Origin of the sequence: Solibacillus sp. FSL R5-0691, assembly GCF_037974225.1 — a bacterium.
Taxonomy (GTDB): Bacteria; Bacillota; Bacilli; order Bacillales_A; family Planococcaceae; genus Solibacillus.
Genome location: NZ_CP150231.1, coordinates 1,809,086 through 1,825,149 on the forward strand (window position 1 = coordinate 1,809,086; position 16,064 = coordinate 1,825,149).

At 40.7% G+C, this 16,064-nt stretch carries 20 protein-coding genes; 4 read left to right on the forward strand and 16 right to left on the reverse strand.

Annotated elements, in window-relative coordinates; all coding sequences use genetic code 11:
* Positions 1–10 precede the first annotated feature (10 nt).
* The gene (locus tag MKY51_RS08870; protein WP_339171066.1) at positions 11–1,066 is read left to right on the forward strand and encodes an LLM class flavin-dependent oxidoreductase; all 1,056 of its coding nucleotides are present in this window, start codon (positions 11–13) and stop codon (positions 1,064–1,066) included.
* 88 nt (positions 1,067–1,154) lie between these two features.
* Here the strand turns inward: MKY51_RS08870 and MKY51_RS08875 are convergent, their stop codons facing one another.
* The 15 genes from MKY51_RS08875 to MKY51_RS08945 form a co-directional block, all read right to left on the reverse strand.
* Entirely contained in the window at positions 1,155–1,745 is a 591-nt protein-coding gene (locus tag MKY51_RS08875; protein WP_339171069.1) for a hypothetical protein, read from the reverse strand.
* The gene (locus MKY51_RS08880) at positions 1,745–2,551 is read right to left on the reverse strand and encodes a hypothetical protein (protein WP_339171071.1); all 807 of its coding nucleotides are present in this window, start codon (positions 2,549–2,551) and stop codon (positions 1,745–1,747) included. Before MKY51_RS08880 ends, MKY51_RS08875 begins: the two co-directional genes overlap by 1 nt.
* A 125-nt stretch (positions 2,552–2,676) precedes the next feature.
* Entirely contained in the window at positions 2,677–3,210 is a 534-nt protein-coding gene (ssuE, locus tag MKY51_RS08885; protein ID WP_339171074.1) for an NADPH-dependent FMN reductase, read from the reverse strand.
* A gap of 14 nt (positions 3,211–3,224) precedes the next feature.
* Positions 3,225–4,547, reverse strand: a complete 1,323-nt coding sequence (locus tag MKY51_RS08890; protein ID WP_339171075.1) for an LLM class flavin-dependent oxidoreductase — start codon at positions 4,545–4,547, stop codon at positions 3,225–3,227.
* Positions 4,548–4,558: 11 nt separating this feature from the next.
* Entirely contained in the window at positions 4,559–5,686 is a 1,128-nt protein-coding gene (locus MKY51_RS08895) for an LLM class flavin-dependent oxidoreductase (protein ID WP_339171078.1), read from the reverse strand.
* Positions 5,687–5,698: 12 nt separating this feature from the next.
* On the reverse strand, positions 5,699–6,070 hold the full coding sequence (locus tag MKY51_RS08900; protein ID WP_339171081.1) for a chemotaxis protein CheY: 372 nt from the start codon (positions 6,068–6,070) through the stop codon (positions 5,699–5,701).
* Between the two features lie 15 nt (positions 6,071–6,085).
* Positions 6,086–7,384 (reverse strand): O-acetylhomoserine aminocarboxypropyltransferase/cysteine synthase family protein, encoded by a 1,299-nt coding sequence (locus MKY51_RS08905; protein WP_339171083.1) that lies wholly within the window; start codon positions 7,382–7,384, stop codon positions 6,086–6,088.
* A 15-nt stretch (positions 7,385–7,399) separates the two neighbouring features.
* A complete protein-coding gene (locus tag MKY51_RS08910) occupies positions 7,400–7,891 on the reverse strand; it encodes a redoxin domain-containing protein (protein ID WP_339171086.1) in 492 nt (163 codons plus the stop codon).
* Positions 7,888–8,241 carry a FixH family protein gene (locus MKY51_RS08915; protein WP_339171088.1) on the reverse strand — a complete coding sequence of 118 codons (354 nt, stop codon included), beginning with the start codon at positions 8,239–8,241 and terminating at the stop codon, positions 7,888–7,890. The genes MKY51_RS08910 and MKY51_RS08915 overlap by 4 nt, the downstream gene beginning before the upstream one ends.
* Positions 8,238–9,008, reverse strand: coding sequence for an ABC transporter permease subunit (locus MKY51_RS08920; protein ID WP_339171090.1), 771 nt, complete (start codon positions 9,006–9,008; stop codon positions 8,238–8,240). The genes MKY51_RS08915 and MKY51_RS08920 overlap by 4 nt, the downstream gene beginning before the upstream one ends.
* Before the next feature lie 13 nt (positions 9,009–9,021).
* Entirely contained in the window at positions 9,022–10,092 is a 1,071-nt protein-coding gene (locus tag MKY51_RS08925) for an ABC transporter substrate-binding protein (RefSeq protein ID WP_339171093.1), read from the reverse strand.
* Between the two features lie 12 nt (positions 10,093–10,104).
* Complete coding sequence (locus MKY51_RS08930) at positions 10,105–10,980, reverse strand: ABC transporter ATP-binding protein (RefSeq protein WP_339171094.1); 876 nt, start codon at positions 10,978–10,980, stop codon at positions 10,105–10,107.
* Between the two features lie 4 nt (positions 10,981–10,984).
* A complete protein-coding gene (locus MKY51_RS08935) occupies positions 10,985–12,124 on the reverse strand; it encodes an acyl-CoA dehydrogenase family protein (protein WP_339171095.1) in 1,140 nt (379 codons plus the stop codon).
* 257 nt (positions 12,125–12,381) lie between these two features.
* Positions 12,382–12,600: a hypothetical protein gene (locus MKY51_RS08940; protein WP_339171097.1), complete on the reverse strand. Its 219-nt coding sequence runs from the start codon at positions 12,598–12,600 to the stop codon at positions 12,382–12,384.
* A 22-nt stretch (positions 12,601–12,622) separates the two neighbouring features.
* Positions 12,623–12,991, reverse strand: coding sequence for an SLAP domain-containing protein (locus MKY51_RS08945; protein ID WP_339171099.1), 369 nt, complete (start codon positions 12,989–12,991; stop codon positions 12,623–12,625).
* Between the two features lie 111 nt (positions 12,992–13,102).
* On the opposite strand from MKY51_RS08945, the gene MKY51_RS08950 reads away from it, so the two are divergent.
* Positions 13,103–13,486 carry an SET domain-containing protein gene (locus MKY51_RS08950; protein ID WP_079526970.1) on the forward strand — a complete coding sequence of 128 codons (384 nt, stop codon included), beginning with the start codon at positions 13,103–13,105 and terminating at the stop codon, positions 13,484–13,486.
* 13 nt (positions 13,487–13,499) lie between these two features.
* Here MKY51_RS08950 and MKY51_RS08955 read toward each other — a convergent pair whose 3' ends face one another.
* Positions 13,500–14,255 (reverse strand): alpha/beta fold hydrolase, encoded by a 756-nt coding sequence (locus MKY51_RS08955; RefSeq protein ID WP_339171102.1) that lies wholly within the window; start codon positions 14,253–14,255, stop codon positions 13,500–13,502.
* 157 nt (positions 14,256–14,412) lie between these two features.
* Here MKY51_RS08955 and MKY51_RS08960 point away from each other — a divergent pair, with 157 nt between their 5' ends.
* Positions 14,413–14,976 carry a copper resistance protein CopC gene (locus MKY51_RS08960; RefSeq protein WP_339171104.1) on the forward strand — a complete coding sequence of 188 codons (564 nt, stop codon included), beginning with the start codon at positions 14,413–14,415 and terminating at the stop codon, positions 14,974–14,976.
* Positions 14,973–16,052, forward strand: a complete 1,080-nt coding sequence (locus MKY51_RS08965; protein WP_339171107.1) for a CopD family protein — start codon at positions 14,973–14,975, stop codon at positions 16,050–16,052. Before MKY51_RS08960 ends, MKY51_RS08965 begins: the two co-directional genes overlap by 4 nt.
* The last annotated feature ends 12 nt before the right edge of the window (positions 16,053–16,064 follow it).

Below are 16,064 nucleotides of genomic sequence, written 5' to 3' on the forward strand. Positions count from 1 at the left end.
GTCAGTGATTATGGAACAATATCGAATTAATGAAAAAAACGGGATGGAGTTTGGACTATATACGTTAGGTGACCATATTCCGAATCCGTTAACAGGCTCACGCATCTCTGCGCAGCAGCGGATTCAGGAAATCATCGAAGCGAGCCAGTTGGCAGAACAGGCAGGTATTCATGTATTTGCGGTCGGTGAAAGTCATCAGCAATACTTTACAACACAGGCTCATTCAGTTGTACTTGGTGCAATTGCACAGGCTACAAAACGCATTAAACTGTCAAGTTCTGCGACGGTATTGAGCGTAGCGGATCCGGTCCGTGTTTACGAAGATTTTGCGACAATAGATTTAATTTCGAATGGACGTGCAGAAATAGTTGCAGGTCGCGGTTCACGTGTTGGCGCACATGAATTGTTTGGGGTTAGTCTACGTGATTATGAGGAAATTTTTGAGGAAAAACTTGCTCTGTTGAAACAGTTAAATGACCATTCTGTAGTAAACTATAATGGCAAATTTCGCCCGGCATTAAAGGATGCACATATTTTACCTCAGCCTTTAAATGGCTCGATTCCAATTTGGCGGGCTGTTGGCGGCCCTCCCGGTAGTGCGATAAAAGCCGGCTATATGGGCATTCCCATGATGCTGACGACTTTAGGTGGGCCTTCGATTAACTTTAAACCTTCTGTTGATGCCTACCGCGAAGCAGCAGATCGCAGTGGTTTCGATGCGGCATCTTTACCAATTGCAACGACGAGTCTGTTTTATGTTGCGGAAACGGAAAAAGAAGCGGTTGATGGAATGCACCCACATTTAAGCGGCGGATTCCAGGCGATTCGAGGTCAAGGCTATCCTCGCTGGCAAGTGGAACAGGCACCAAATGTGGAAGATGCACTCATGGTCGGCAGTCCAAACCAAATTATCGAGAAAATGCTGTACCAATATGAATTGTTTGGCATGCAGCGCTTCATGGCCCAAATCGATTTTGGCGGAGTGCCATTCAATAAAGTAATGAAAAATATCGAACTGATCGGTAACGAAATCATCCCGGCGATTAAAAAATATACAGCGAAATAAATTGAAACCCATCCTTTTCTTATGAATGAAATGGATGGGCTTTTTTAATATTATAAAAAAATCTTTAAAACAGTTGTATAACTGAACGTTATTTATGCTCTGCTATCGGCTCCAAATTCATATTGGAACTGGGTGCCTCTTCTGATTCAATCATTTTTCCGTATTTCATCATTTTATAGCAGTACACGATAAACCGAATAATGCTAATGAATAAGATCAACGCTGCTATTAGAAAAATACTATTAAATACTATCCCGTCGTTATGAACTAGAATATAGCTTGCCGTCATTAAAAACCACATACTGCCGATCACCCAATTTTTTACCCTTTTTGTGTACTCCAGATATGGTGTCTGTTCAGTAAAACTATTGCAAACCCCAAAGATGTAATAATAAAACAACAGGTTAAAAAAACTAATAAGAAACTCATAACTGAGTGAAAATACTAGTGGCAACCCGTTAAATAGGCTCTCCAGAAGTGGCATTTGAAATATCGAAAGAATCCCGACAAGCCAGCTTAACCTGATAGCGGTTTTGTTGTATTTTGAATTAGCATAGTTTTGAATCGCATAAGCAATCACAACAAACCCGATGATATCCGGGAGCCAGTCAATTCCGATTTGCAGATCAATGACAATGAAGAGGTATCCAATTAGGAATCGAGAAAAAAATTGATACATTAGCGATCCCCCATTTCCTGTACAAAATTTTCAATCCATTTTTCTGAAGGTGGATCTTCCATATAAAACTCCAGATTCTCCACAAAAGGCTCTCCTGTATCAAGCGTCCCACGAAGAATAATATCGGTATACATCGATGGCCATAAACGATAGTTGGATGACGTACGGATTGACAGGTTTTCCCCTTTGGCTGTATTGTGCGGAAGGGTCAAGGGCGTTTCACCTTTATAAATATGGATATTTTCTAAAGGAAAGGTCGATTCAATCGATTCAATTGTTGCTACTTTTCGGACTGTAAATGTCGTATGTGCGCCATCATCCACAATTTCATGTTGTTGTTTAACGGTAAACGGTATACCGTCATTTTTCTCCAATAACGCTACATTCAGCGAAAATGTTTGCTTTTCCCCATTTGAAAAGACCGCTGTTGCCTCTTTCAAGTCCTTTAACAACTCAAACATATTTTCTTCCACTTTAAATTTGGCTGCATGCAATTCGTAATACTGGTAGGTTTCCATTAATAAATTCCCGTTAGTATTTAAAGAACTAAAGTATACGTAGTCGTTATTGTTTATTGAACTCAACTGGAAAATTCCCGCATCAATATATGGAATCTCCACATTATCATTTCGGTTTGTTATGTAACTAACCGTTATAAACTGTTCTTCCGCTTTATTTTCCTCCAAAAGTTGCGTGCCAAATGGAATGATGAGCGGTTCTTCAATTGTTTTGCTCTGTAAAACTACAGTACTGCTTATAAAAGCAAGCAATGTTACTGCAAGCATAGCCATAAATCTTTTACTCAATCAACCTCCCCCTTTTGTATAATAATAACAAAGTTGGGAGCATCATTCATTTAATTCAATTAAAACTGTAAAAATATTCGAATAAAAAACCTCGCGAAGTGAATGCCTTCTTCGCGAGGTTCCATTTATACAGTTACTTTACTTTTGGGTGCAACACTTTCCCACACCTTTTCGATGCGTTCTTGTGCTGCTTCATCCAATGTAAAGCCATTATCAGTTTTCGTTACTTGTGAATCAACGATATAAATAGGGCTTGAAATTGTTGTCGCTCCTAAAATCGAAAGTACCGGTTTCAGTGAATATTCCAGTGCCAATAAGTGTGCGATGGACCCGCCGATTGCAACTGGTACAACAATTTTATTTTCCAGTCCTTTTTGCGGCAGTAAATCGATGAATGTTTTCAAAATGCCAGTATAGGAACCCTTATAGATCGGTGTCAGGAAAAAGACGATATCCGCCTCACCTACTTTGACAATCTCTTCGGCAATTGCCTCACTCGCATAGTTTGCCGTAATCAAATCTTGCGCAGGCAACTGGTGGACCTGAATCGTTTCATGAGAAATACCTTGCTGTTCCAGCAATGTTTCAATGGATTGCTGAACACCTGTTAATCGGGATGTCACACTGTTTCCACCATTAATTAAAATCGCTTTTGTCATGATTCACACTCCTCCTAAATATTTTGTAAAGTATAACGGGATGGGACTTGTTTTAACCCTAAATTCTCACGTAGTGTCTTACCCTCATATTCTGTACGGAATACCCCGCGCTTTTGTAGCTCAGGAATTACTAAATCAATAAAATCGGTAAAGCCGCCCGGGAAGTACGGAGGCATTAAGTTGAAGCCATCCGCAGCTTCCTCATCTACCCACTCAATCAACTGATCTGCGATTTCACTTGGTGAACCGAAAATAATGCGATGACCACGTGAACCGGCGATACGTAAATAAAGCTCACGAATAGTCAGGTTTTCACGTTCTGCCAGCTCAATGATCAGCTGTTGTCGGCTGCGGTTCCCGTTTGTCGGAGGAATGTCTTTCGGCAATGGACCATCCAGATCATGCTGCGAAAGGTCAACACCTAAGTAGTCTGCCAAAAAGTCCAAACCAATTTCCGGTGTTATTAACTGTTGCAGTTCCTCATATTTGGCATAGGCCTTTTCTTTCGTTTCCGCTACGTAAATTGATACGCCAGGCATGATTTTGATATCATCGCGGTCACGTCCTGCAGCAACTGCCTTGTCTTTCAGTTTTTTATAAAATTGCTGTGCATCTTCAAGTGTCTGCTGTGCCGTAAAAATAACATCTGCTTGTTGCGCGGCAAGTGTCGTACCGGATTCCGAAGACCCTGCCTGCACTAATACCGGTCTGCCTTGCGGAGGACGCGATGAATTTAACGGACCTCGTACTGCGTAATATTCACCTTTATGGTTTAATGTGTGCAGTTTGCCTTTTGTAATATATTCACCCGTCTTTTTATTGCGAGCCAATGCATCATCTTCATAAGAATCCCATAAACCTTTTACAACTTCGACAAATTCATCTGCCCGTTCATAGCGAAGAGAATGATCCAGGTGCTGATCCTTGTTAAAGTTGCTCGCTTCTGCCGAATAGTAACTTGTCACAATATTCCATGCCGCGCGCCCGCCGCTTAAATGATCAAGCGATGAAAACTTACGCGCGATATGAAATGGCTCATTGTATGTTGTGGACGCAGTAGCTGTTAAACCGATATTTTTAGTCACAGTTGATAACACACTGAGTAATGTAAGTGGTTCAAAGCGAACTTGTTCTGCCGGGTGTGAAAGTTCGTTAAAAGATAAACCGTCACTTAAAAACAGCATATCTAATTTGCCTTGCTCGGCTTTTACAGCAACTTCTTTAAAAAATTCGACATTCTCGCTTGCATCAGCCTGTGCATCCGGGTGACGCCATGAAGCGATATGATGCCCTGTACCCATTAAAAAGACGCCTAATTTCATTTGTTTTTTCGTCATTTGCGTACCTCCTACACTAACTGTTCTTCGCGTTTAGCCAAAATTTCTTGAACAAGTGGAATGACCTTTTCGCCAATCTCTTCGATTACTTCCAAATGCGGGAAACCGCGCAATAACACTTTGTCAAAGCCTAAATCTACGAATTCCACGATACGCTCAGCTACCTGTTGCGGCGTGCCGACAAGCGCAATCGAATTGCCGGATAACACTTGTGTTAACCCTGCCCAAATATTCGGTGCAATCACGAAATTATTATCTTTTGATTCTAGCATCAACTGATGAAGGCGGCTCACACCTACCGCTCCGTTGCTTAACGTATTGGCATGTTTTGCTGCCAATACTTCAGGGTCTACTTGGCTAATAATTTTGTTCGCATTTTCAAACGCCGCTTCTTCTGTTTCACCTAAGACAACCTGGAATGAAACACTGTAGGATAGATCGCGATTTTTTTCTTTCGCCAACTTCACAACCGTTTCAAGCTCTTCTTTTGTCGTTTCCAATGTTTCGCCCCAAAGCATGTAAACGTCAGCTACATCTGTTGCAACTTCTTTTGCAATCGGTGATGAGCCACCGAAGTAAATCGGAGGAGCATTTTTTACAGGCAATGGTAAGTTCGCGCCTTTTAATGTATAAAATTCGCCATCATAATCGAACGTTTCTCCGTTGAACAGACGTTTTAAAATTTCAATATATTCGCGTGTACGCTTGTAACGATCTGTATGTGATAGGAAATCACCGTCATTTTCAAGTTCTTTCGGTGCCCCGCCTGTTACGACATTGACAAATACGCGGTTATTCGACCAGTAGTTGACCGATGAATACTGTTTCGCCAGTTGTGTTGGCGCAGTAGAACCAGGACGAACCGCAAACAGAAAGTTCAAAGTATTTGTATTGGCTGTCAAATGAGATGCAGCAACCAATGAATCAACACAGCTTCCGCCAATCGGCAACAGTAATGTCGAGAAGCCTGCTTTTTCAGCGGCCTGTGCAACTTTTGTAATATACTCTACAGAGGGTTCACGATCTGAATCTACCCCGACTCCTGACCATGTTTGTGCACCTTTATTTGACGTTTGGTTTCCTACATATTCACTATCACCAGAAGTTGGTGCCATTGTAATAAACTCTACTTTTGTCATTTGAATTCCCCCTTATTTTGTAACCGGCGCACTTGCTACTACTTCATCAGCCGGTAATTCTTTTGATTGTTGAATAGAACCTGATTTCAACTGTTCTGCCACCTGAGCAAATGATTGATTTGCCGGGATGTTAATAAATGAAATTTGTTCTTCCTGCGCTTTTTTATAAGATAATTCACAGAAAGTTTCAGGCGGTGCAACAAAAGTTGTCGCGCCCAATTCAATCGCTTTACGTAATGTTGCGCCACGGCGTCCTTCTGTTAAATCAAGTGCCGGATTACGCAAATCTTCTACAGAATAGTCCTTCTGAATGATACGTAAAATTGTTCCTTCCACAATCGGTGTTACAAGACCTTCATCATTTACTACTACTGCAATCGCCATTTTAAAATCCCCCTGTTATTTTGTTATTTGAGCAACTTCGGCAGCTTTTAGTAAGCTTTGTGCCAAGTCGTTTTTAATATCTTCAATATCTTCCAAACCAATTGATAAACGGATCAGACCAGGTGTGACTCCACTTGCCAATTGCTGCTCTGGTGATAGTCGTGAATGTGATGTACTTGCCGGATGGATGACAAGTGACTTCGAGTCGCCGACATTGGCAACGTGTGAAAGAAACTGAACATTATTAATAAATGCCTTCGCTGCCTCTAGTCCGCCTTTGATCCCAAAGCTGAAAATCGACCCTGCACCTTTCGGTAAATACTTCTCTACTAAATTGTTTGGATCATTACCAGGTAGTGTCGGATAATTTACCCATTCCACCAAATCATGATCCGCTAAATATTCTGCAACGGCCTGTGCGTTCACAACATGCTGTCGTACGCGCACTGCCAGTGATTCAAGACCTTGAATGAAGAGCCATGCATTGAATGGTGATAATGTGGCACCTAAATCATGCCCCAGCTCAAAGCGCGCCTTTGTGATAAATGCCTTTTCTTCTGCTGCTTCAACAAAAGAACGGTTGCCGATCAATTCATTCGGTTCTACGAAGCTTTTGAATCGAGGCGCTTTCCATTCAAATTTACCGCCATCAATAATCGCACCGCCCAAAGACGTTCCGTGACCGCCGATAAATTTCGTTGTCGAATGCACAACAATATCTGCTCCAAATTCAATCGGCTTTGATAAGTAAGGTGTCGCAAATGTATTATCAACAATAAGCGGTACATCATGGCGGTGGGCTACTTGTGCCAATCCTTCAATATCTGCAATTTGCAGGCTCGGATTACCGATTGTTTCAGTGAATACAGCGCGTGTTTTGTCATTGATCGCTGCTTCAACTTCCTGCAAGTCAGATCCTTCAACAAAGCGTACTGTTACACCGAAGCGAGGCAATGTTTTAGAGAACAATGTATACGTACCGCCATAAAGAGCATTCGTTGCGACAATTTCATCCCCTGCCTGTGCGACAGTCAGTACAGCAATCAGGATTGCCGCCTGCCCGGAAGCGACCGCAAATCCTCCGACACCGCCCTCCAAGGCAGCTAGACGTTCTTCAAATACTGCATTTGTCGGATTGGCATTTCGCGAATATAAATAGCCGCTTTCCTGTAATTTGAATAAGTTTGCCGCATGTTCCGTATCATCAAATACATACGAAGTCGTCTGGTACAGCGGCACTGCACGTGAGCGTGTTACCGGATCAACTGTTTGACCCGTATGGAGTGCGATTGTTTCCTGATTGAAAAATGTCATAAGAAAAGTTCTCCTTTAATAAAGAAATTTTTGAGTAAGTGTAAGCAATTCCTGTTCCGTCAGTTCACCTTTTACGGTGTGTACTACTTTTCCGTCCTGTAAAAACAACGTCGTAGGCAATGTCAAAATTTCATGGCTTTGTTTCAGCTGTCCTTGACGATCCAATAGAATCGGAAACGGTAAATCGAACTTCGCCAAATACTGATTGACCAGTCTTGTCGGTTCTTCTACATTGACTGCATAGAGCTCAATATTTTGCGACTGAAGTGATTCATAAGCTGCTTTAAAAGCTGGCATCTCCCTTTCGCATGGCGGGCAGTAGGTTGCCCAGAAATTAAGGATATAGCTGCCTTCTTCCGGTATGGCAACTTGCTCACCGGAAGTTGTTTGGAGCAAAATTTCTTCGGTTTTCGCTTCTGCCTTCTGTTTGGACGTATTGGAGATAATGGCATAGCTTAGCGCGATAATCAGGACAGCGAATAATGAGAGCTGTATCCATTTTTTCATTTAAGCTTCACCTCAATTTCAGGCATTTCATGAAGATCTCCATAACTGACATGGGAAACCACTTTATAGGTGCCGGTACCATCGAAGCTCGTTTCAATCGAATACTTCCCGTCCCCTCTATAATCTGGCTTTACAGAACCGATCGTATTTCCGTTTGGATTGATCAGCTCGAATTCAATTTCCACATCGTATTGAATCGGTTCGCCGTTTTGCGTTACGGTTGCTGTGATTGTTACCGGTTCAAATGCTTCCAGCTCGGATTTACTGGCATTCAGTGACACATCGAGTGTTTCATTTGCATGTGCACTGCAGCCTGCCAGCAACAGGATTGTAAGTAATATTTTTTTCATTTGCCATCAGCCTTTAAATTTGTCCAGAACAGCAAGCGTTTTTTCAGCTTTTCGAATGCGATCATGACAGCCACAATGATAATACTGTTAAAAATGATGCCTGCAAGGACGTAATGATATTGTGAAAAGTCACTGTAATACTGGATGAAAAAGCCCATTCCCGATGAAGCCCCAAACATTTCGGCAATCGTTAAAATCAGGAAGCTCATACCGAGTGAAGTACTGGCACCGCTCAAAATATGGGGTGCACTTGCAGGTAACACGACTTTCAACAGGAATGTCGGTCCTTTTAAGCCAAGTGATTTTGCATTGTCCAAATAATGTTTTTCTATCAGAAGGACACCATGAATCGTTCCTAGAAATACCGGCCAAAAGGCACCGATAAAAATAAGTGACATCGAAGCCGTTTGGAAAGTCGGTAAAATCGCAATGACATATGGTATGAACAGTGTTGGCGGAATCGGACTTAATGCATGAAAGTAAGGCATTAATATTTCACGTGACCGTTTGTTCAGTCCGAAAAACAGACCGCCTATAATACCTGTCACTAAAGCTCCGAAGAATCCTGGTATGAGAAGTTTCATCGAACTTCCTACACCTGTTAACAGCTCACCGATTTTTGCAGAAAAGGATTCAACGACCGTTAGCGGCTGCGGGAAGATGACCGGATTGATCCATGTCGCATATTTCGTAACAAGTGCCCATACGATAATAAATATAATTCCTATCAAAATAGTAAGATTATAGCGTTTAAAAAATGTGAGCATTCCATCCCACCCCTTAAATGTTTTGTTCATTAAAACGAATGAGCTGATCTTTGTAATATGCATCATCCGGATATTGTTCGATTAACTCATTTAGTGCTTTTTCGTATAGATCGATATTTACATAATCGTTTACATCAATATCATCCACGTTCTCTACATAGCCGATTTCTTTCATCTGCTCCCACATTTGAACTACTTTCTCCCTGCTTGGATCCGAAGAATAATTTGAGTGGCTGTCATTTACAATCGAATCAATTACTTTTTCATCCACTTTCATATACTCTTTTGCGGCAGTTACTGCGGATTGCGGATCTTCAACTTTTTTACGTTCCGCGCGGATAAGTGCTTTTAAGAAACGTTTATACGCTTCCCCATCTTCTTCCGCCAATAATTCCGAACGTGTTACAACACGGCAGCATACATGCCCTTCCTGTAAATCATTGCTCCATGCGACTGCTTCCAGCCCCATATCAACCGCCTGTGCGTAGAATGAGTTTGCCGATACTGCAACATCCACCTTTCCTGATGCTACCGCTTCTAGCAGCATACTTCCTGTTTTGAATTCAACAATTTCCAGATCTTTTTTCCAGTCAATCCCTGCATCTTCAAGAGCAGAACGGAATACGATATCCGATGTAAAGATTCTGATTGTCCCTACTTTTTTACCTTTATAGCTTTCAAGCGAAGTATATTGCCCCGCATTTTCCTTTTTCGTTAAAATCGGGTGTCCGCCTTCCAAATGACCACCGATAATCGAGAAGTCCGAGCCGTTTGCAATAAATGTTAACGGTCCAGCTGTACCAAATGTTAATCCGACATCAATTTTCCCTGCTTGGAGTGCATTCAGACCGTCTGCCGAGTTTGCAAATCCAACACGATTGACCGCAATATGTTCTTCTTCAAAATAGCCTTCCTGGTGGGCAATATCGACAAGTGTTCCGCCTGCAGACTGACTTAAACCAACTGTAATCTCATAGTCACCAGAGGCTTCTCCTTTCGAAACTTGTTCGTCATCTCCACATGCAGCAAGTAAACCTACTGTTAGTGCAAGTGAAGCGACCCATTTCTGATTTGTTCTTTTCATTTAACGATCCTCCTATATTCCTGCGCCGTCTGTTATTTCCGTTTTTAAACTATTGACGATCTGTTCGTTCATCTCGTTTAAAAGGGATTCACGAAATGCACGGAACTCCTTGTTTTCAAATAACTTCTGACGATCCGTTCCTTTTTTCTCAATCGGTACTTGGATGCTTTTCGTTACCGCACCATTTTTCCCTGGAGCAAAGATGACAATCCGGTCTGCCAGGTAAATGGCTTCGTCAACATCATGTGTCACAAATACTACTGTTCGTTTTTGCTCGGCACTGATTTGAACAAGCAGATCCTGCAGTTGAATACGTGTAACAGGATCCAAAGCGCCGAATGGTTCATCCATCAGCAGTAAATCTGAACCGTAGCTTAATGCTCGAGCGATAGCTGCACGCTGCTTCATACCACCGGACATTTGACCAGGATATTTTTTTACGGCATGCCCTAAGTGAACAAGTGTCAAATACTGCTCTGCAATATGCGCCAGTTCTTTTTTCGGCATTTTTTTATTCCGTTGTTTTAATGCAAGCATGACATTCGCCTGTGCCGTCAGCCATGGAAATAAGGAATAGTCCTGGAAAACAACACCGCAATCCGGATGCGTTTCCTTAACGGATTTGCCGTTTATTTCGATATCGCCATTTGAAAATGGTTCAAGCCCTGCCATCATACGAAGCAATGTACTTTTCCCGCATCCGGATGGTCCCATGAATACGAGAAACTCGCCCTCTTGTACTTCCAGTTGAATATTGTTTAGTATTTTTGTCGTCGCATCATAACTGAAATCGATATTCTGCACTTTAATTTTCGTTTTTATCTCGTTGCTATGTTTCGTTGATAGGGGGTTTTGTTGTAGCACTGGACGTTCCAATAACTGAACCATGTACTCACTCTCCTAACAGAAATTTTCTACCTAATGATTGAATCGACGTATCAACCGGAACATGCAATGTCATCGTCCGCAAGTTACGCCAATAGCGGTCAAAACCATATCGTCCTGCAGTAGCGCGGCTGCCCATCACTTCGAAAATTTTTGAAGTAATATCAAGCCCTACTTGTGTTGTAAAGATTTTAGCTGTTTGTAATGCATCATCCAGATTACTGCGATGCTTAGGGGTAATCTTTTCGGGTTCATCCCATAGTTTCTGTAATAGTTCATCCGCTTTTTTAACAACCAGATTCGCTGCTTCAACCTGTACGTAAAACTGGCCGTAATGATGCTGGATGATTGGATCTTCAATCGCCGAAGTTTGTGTAATAGCACGCGGTCTTGTTTGTTCTCTCGTATATGTAAGCGCTGATTGAAGGGCACCTTCTGAAATTCCTAAATAGACATGGTTTAAAATAAATGTCGCGATATTCAGACGCAGTTGAGAAAACTCACTTGCATAAAATCCTTGCTGCAATACTTCTTCTTCGTGTACTTCAACTTCGCTGAAAATAATCGTTCCACTATCTGTTTGACGTTGGCCCATATTATCCCAATCGCCTTTTATATCTACACCTATCCGATTACTAGGAATAACGACCAACAATGGCTCATCCTGTCCTTCTACAATTGCTGATACTAATAATACATCTGAATCGACACTGCCTGAGCAGAACGTTTTTACCCCGCTCAGCACATAACCTGTTGTTGTTTTTTCAGCCTTCAATTGAATAGCTACCGGGTTGAATGCGTTTCCCCAAAAATAATTATGTTTTGCAGTTTCGCGGTAATAAAATTCTTTTTGCTCTTGGGACCCGCATAAATGCGGTGTAACAAGATTGATAAAGTGATAGCCGATTACATGTGCCAGTGAACTATCAGCTCGTGCGATTGTTCGAACGACTTGAAACACATCTTGCCAATTCCCACCTAAACCACCGTATTCAGTCGGAATTAAAAGTTTCAAAAGCCCGCTTTCACGAATTAAATCCCGTTCAAACTTAGCATTGCCCCCTAGTTTATCTCTTTCTACGGCTGTCTGTTCAAACTGTTCGGCAAGCTTTTCCGCGATTTCATCAATATGTGCAACTGCTCCCATAACATCTCTCCTTTACTAGTTATAGAATTTTCTTGCAATTCAGTATTCTTAATTCGTTAGTTTACAGATGCATTTATTTAAAGTCAATAGTCAATTTGAACAATTCATACTGGAATAGTATGCTTTTAGCGAATTGATGTAAAAAAGCGTATTCATATGTATTTATTGACAAATTTATTATGCGGTTTAAAGGAGATTGGACGTTTGAAGTAGAAAAAACCACTATTTACATAGCGGTCTTTTTGTTATTAGTATGTTTAATAATTCATCACTTGATAGTAAACAACAATTTGATAAATTGCCGGAACAATTAATGCAATCGCCAGGGAAATAACTGCTCCCCACTTCGATTGGTTCACTAATCGCTCATTGTCGATTTTCAATTGCTGAAAAAATGACAGTGTAAAATATAATGCACTGACTAAAAAGATAGGGGTTACGAATGTGAGCCAAATTCCTGCATTCATTCCATGCATCGATTCCTTCACCTCAATCCCATTATATTTCAATAACCAACTGTTTTATTTCTGTGAATAGAAAATCATTACTTTCGTCGAAAATAAAAGTCCATGGCATTGAACAATAAGGAGGAATTTTGAGTGCATCAATTGTAAAATTTCGAGCAATTCGACTCGTTTCTGTTATAATACTGACCTTCCTATTATTAAAAGTAAGATGTCGATCTGTCCGATTATGAATAAGTGTAGTAATGAGGATCTGTTTTTTATGATTAATGGCCTTACGAATTACATCACAGGAAATGAGCTGATCTTGTTCTTTCGTTTTCTGAAAAGCTTGTTCGATTATTAATCGGTCCTGTGTTGAAATCGTTTTATCCCATGCTGCTTCAAATTGCAGTTTTTGCATGAACTTCATCCTCCCAATGAATTATTTAGGTAAATAAGCAATAAAACAACCTTTCTATGAAGATACATGTTACAGTAGGAAAGAATCTTAAAAGTTAGAAGGCGAAAAAATATGATCGAAGTAAAGAATTCTCCGATAAGTGACGGGGAATACAATCGCGGTATTTTTGCGATTAATGCAATTCCTAAAGGAACGTTATTCCACCAAGCACCGGTACTAAGCTATCCAAACGAGCAGCATGAACATATTGAAAAAACAAATCTTGCGGATTATGCGTTTGAGTTTGGTATTGGACGCTCAGCAATCCTATTAGGCTACGGGATGCTATTCAACCATTCATATGAGCCGAATGCCACATATGAAATTAATTTCGACAACGAAACATTCGATTTCTTTGCTTATAAAGATATTGAAGCCGGCGAAGAAATTTTTATTAATTATAATGGCGATGTTGATGACAACGACCCACTATGGTTCAACAACGAAGAAGAATAACAAGAGGAGCTGTCTAAAATTGGACAGTTCCTTTTTCTATTTCATCGAGAAAATCAATAATATCTTGCGTCAGCAATTGGCGTTCTTTTCCTAATGTAATAAGGTGGCCACTATTGTCGTATTGTTTTTTCGTAATGACATTGCTTGTTGCACTATTTTCAATTATATCTATACTTTGATGAAAAACCGGTTCATCCAGCATACCTTTTGCCAGGAAAAGCGGCTGTTTCAGTAAATGAAGCTGCTTTCCCGTATTAACAATAAACTGCTGCAGCGCAATCATTTTATCGGCAGGTCTTGGAAAGTGCTCATTCAAAAACGCTTGCAGTTCCTGTTCAGAGCTCCCTTTATTTTGTAAATACCTTTTGGAATAATAGACGACACGTTGTTCCAATCCTTCCACGGGCCGCTCTATTACTGGCGAAGATATAATACATAAAGCCTTCACTTCAGGAAATTCATTGGCCAGTCTTATCCCAAGTACACCACCCAATGACTGGCCAATGACAGTAATCGCTTCATACTTTTCATCGATTAAAAATTGAACAGCCTTTTTGCTATGTTCCCATACCTGTTCCATAGAACTTGCAAATAATAGTTCCGGTGATGCTCCGTGCCCTGCCAAATTAGGTGCATAGCTCGTATACCCTTTGCTATGAAGCATTTTTGCCAAATAGAGCATCTCTTTCGCATTGCTCGTAAAACTATGTAGAAGCAGTACAGCTTTTTTATGTCCTATTAAATAAATATCCTCTACCAATTGTTGCATGTTCATCCCCTTTTCATTTGTGACAATATTATAGCATAACAACTCTCTCTACCTGACTTTTCATCAAGTTTAATAAGCGGAAACAGTGCATTTGTCTTATTGTTCGGCTACAATATGGGGTGAGTAAAATAACAGATGAAAGGAGAATCATATTAATATGAGAACAATATTATTATCGATTCTTGCTGCACTATTTTTAGCGGTACCGAGCGCAGCAGCACATACGTATCTAGACACGACTAACCCCGAGGATGGTGCAGTTGTAACTGAACCGTTGCAGGCGATCGAACTTACATACGCCGGGAAAATTGAAGTAGGCAGTACATTTAACGTCATTTCAAGTAACGGTGAAAAAATAGAAACCGTTTCGATGGATTTAGTTGATGGTGTATTAATAGGTACTTTTGCTTCCCCATTACCAAATGATGACTATACTGTTGAATGGAATAGTATTAGTGAGGACGGCCACCCACTATCAGGTCAATTCGCCTTTACGGTTGATGCACCTGTAGCAGAAGAACCGGTAGATGAAGAAGTTACAGAAGTTGACGAAGAGCAAGCGGAAGTAAACGAAACGGCAGATAATGATACTGCAGAAACAACTGTGGCAGCTGAAGAGGAAACTTCAAATAATACATTACTGTATATCGTTGGAGCCCTTTTAATTCTTATTATAATCGTAAGTGTTTTCACTATTGCTAGACGGAAAAATATAAAATGATGGCATTGACAATTTTTAGTCAATTTTTACTCTATGTAAGTTTAGCTCTTCTAATGGGATCATTTCTCTTATACTGTATCCCTGAAACAGTTCGTCCGAAAATTGATATTCCTGCAAAGTGGATCATTGTAAGTGCAGTCATTCTGCCTTTTGTCACTTTTGTACCGAATATTCAGTTGCTGACAATTTTGACTCCGCAGTTCGGTTTCATTGAATCAGTAGGCATGTTACTTATGAAATTTAAAGTTGGCCATTCATGGCTCGCTATCGCAGGTTTCACCATTATTTTGCTTATAGTGCTTCGCCAATTTCTAAAGAAACCGTCAAAGCTTATAGCGATCATGGCGATTTTTATTCTAATCGCCATAATGGCAGCAATTGGTTATATAAGTCATGCTGGATCGATGACAGGGATTGTCGGATCGGTACTGGATTTTGTCCATCTTATTGCTGTCAGTGTATGGCTCGGCATTTTAATGATGATGAGCTTCTTCTCAAAAGATGCACAAAACTGGGAAGCCTTTTTAAAATGGTTCTCTCCTGTTGCACTTGTAGCTTTTACAGCTGTTGCTTTAACAGGTGTCCTTATGACTGACACAATAGTGCCGGGCTATGTGACAAGCTGGTCGAGCAATTACGGACAGTTTCTATTCATTAAGCATGTTCTGCTAGTACCTTTGACAGTAATTATTTTAGCAAACAGTCTGCTTATAAAACTGAAAATGAACAAGCCATTATTTGAACCGCGGACATGGGTAAGGATTGAAACAATATTGCTCGTATTGATTTTGTTCATTACCGCGCTATATAGTGAACAACAGCCACCCAGCTTTTATGTTCAGGAAATTTCGCCGTTTTTTGAACTATTTTACCGGAGTTCGATTGAAGCCGGCATGCGCGGGTATTTCCAAATGACAGGTATCGGGTTAGGGTTTTTCCTCATGACTGCATTGTTCATTGGTCTTGTCATCGTAAGTTATATTAAACAGCTGCCGGTCATTGTATCGGCTGCCATGACTTTCGCGGTCACATTATGTTTTTACATGGGCTTTATGTCGATTGTATTTTTTAAATAACTACCAAAAATA

What these genes read in the sequence shown, in the direction of transcription:
- MKY51_RS08870 (WP_339171066.1), top strand. Translation starts at nt 11, where the DNA reads ATGGAACAATATCGAATTAATGAAAAAAACGGGATGGAGTTTGGACTA.
- MKY51_RS08875 (WP_339171069.1), bottom strand. Translation starts at nt 1,745, where the DNA reads ATGTATCAATTTTTTTCTCGATTCCTAATTGGATACCTCTTCATTGTC.
- ssuE (WP_339171074.1), bottom strand. Translation starts at nt 3,210, where the DNA reads ATGACAAAAGCGATTTTAATTAATGGTGGAAACAGTGTGACATCCCGA.
- MKY51_RS08890 (WP_339171075.1), bottom strand. Translation starts at nt 4,547, where the DNA reads ATGACGAAAAAACAAATGAAATTAGGCGTCTTTTTAATGGGTACAGGG.
- MKY51_RS08895 (WP_339171078.1), bottom strand. Translation starts at nt 5,686, where the DNA reads ATGACAAAAGTAGAGTTTATTACAATGGCACCAACTTCTGGTGATAGT.
- MKY51_RS08900 (WP_339171081.1), bottom strand. Translation starts at nt 6,070, where the DNA reads ATGGCGATTGCAGTAGTAGTAAATGATGAAGGTCTTGTAACACCGATT.
- MKY51_RS08905 (WP_339171083.1), bottom strand. Translation starts at nt 7,384, where the DNA reads ATGACATTTTTCAATCAGGAAACAATCGCACTCCATACGGGTCAAACA.
- MKY51_RS08910 (WP_339171086.1), bottom strand. Translation starts at nt 7,891, where the DNA reads ATGAAAAAATGGATACAGCTCTCATTATTCGCTGTCCTGATTATCGCG.
- MKY51_RS08915 (WP_339171088.1), bottom strand. Translation starts at nt 8,241, where the DNA reads ATGAAAAAAATATTACTTACAATCCTGTTGCTGGCAGGCTGCAGTGCA.
- MKY51_RS08920 (WP_339171090.1), bottom strand. Translation starts at nt 9,008, where the DNA reads ATGCTCACATTTTTTAAACGCTATAATCTTACTATTTTGATAGGAATT.
- MKY51_RS08925 (WP_339171093.1), bottom strand. Translation starts at nt 10,092, where the DNA reads ATGAAAAGAACAAATCAGAAATGGGTCGCTTCACTTGCACTAACAGTA.
- MKY51_RS08930 (WP_339171094.1), bottom strand. Translation starts at nt 10,980, where the DNA reads ATGGTTCAGTTATTGGAACGTCCAGTGCTACAACAAAACCCCCTATCA.
- MKY51_RS08935 (WP_339171095.1), bottom strand. Translation starts at nt 12,124, where the DNA reads ATGGGAGCAGTTGCACATATTGATGAAATCGCGGAAAAGCTTGCCGAA.
- MKY51_RS08940 (WP_339171097.1), bottom strand. Translation starts at nt 12,600, where the DNA reads ATGCATGGAATGAATGCAGGAATTTGGCTCACATTCGTAACCCCTATC.
- MKY51_RS08945 (WP_339171099.1), bottom strand. Translation starts at nt 12,991, where the DNA reads ATGCAAAAACTGCAATTTGAAGCAGCATGGGATAAAACGATTTCAACA.
- MKY51_RS08950 (WP_079526970.1), top strand. Translation starts at nt 13,103, where the DNA reads ATGATCGAAGTAAAGAATTCTCCGATAAGTGACGGGGAATACAATCGC.
- MKY51_RS08955 (WP_339171102.1), bottom strand. Translation starts at nt 14,255, where the DNA reads ATGCAACAATTGGTAGAGGATATTTATTTAATAGGACATAAAAAAGCT.
- MKY51_RS08960 (WP_339171104.1), top strand. Translation starts at nt 14,413, where the DNA reads ATGAGAACAATATTATTATCGATTCTTGCTGCACTATTTTTAGCGGTA.
- MKY51_RS08965 (WP_339171107.1), top strand. Translation starts at nt 14,973, where the DNA reads ATGATGGCATTGACAATTTTTAGTCAATTTTTACTCTATGTAAGTTTA.